General features: G+C 46.7%; 1 tRNA gene and 1 rRNA gene. Both read left to right on the top strand.

The features are described 5' to 3' along the window. A 16S ribosomal RNA gene (locus FHD02_RS24060) occupies positions 1 to 66 on the top strand; the annotation flags it as partial. A gap of 85 nt (positions 67 to 151) precedes the next feature. Next, positions 152 to 227, top strand: a tRNA-Glu gene (locus FHD02_RS24055). Positions 228 to 413: the final 186 nt, after the last annotated feature.

Genomic DNA, 413 nt, shown 5'->3' with positions numbered 1-413 from the left:
TTCATGACTGGGGTGAAGTCGTAACAAGGTAACCGTAGGGGAACCTGCGGTTGGATCACCTCCTTACCTTAAAGAAACGTTCTTTGTAGTGCTCACACAGATTGTCTGATGAAAAGTGAATAGCAAGGCGTCTTGCGATTGAGACTTCAGTGTCCCCTTCGTCTAGAGGCCCAGGACACCGCCCTTTCACGGCGGTAACAGGGGTTCGAATCCCCTAGGGGACGCCACTTGCTGGTTCGTGAGTGAAAGACGCGTACCCTGATATCTCAAAACTCATCTTCGGGTGATGTTTGAGATATTTGCTCTTTAAAAATCTGGATCAAGCTGAAAATTGAAACGACACACTGTTTCATTTCTCCGTAAACAAGAAATGAAAAGCGGTGTGTTCGAGTCTCTCAAATTTTCGCAACACG

Source organism: Citrobacter sp. EC_71 (genome assembly GCF_019584005.1).
Taxonomy (GTDB): Bacteria; Pseudomonadota; Gammaproteobacteria; order Enterobacterales; family Enterobacteriaceae; genus Citrobacter; species Citrobacter werkmanii.
Note: the sequence above shows the minus strand (reverse complement) of the source record. Positions and strands in the feature narration are given on the sequence as shown.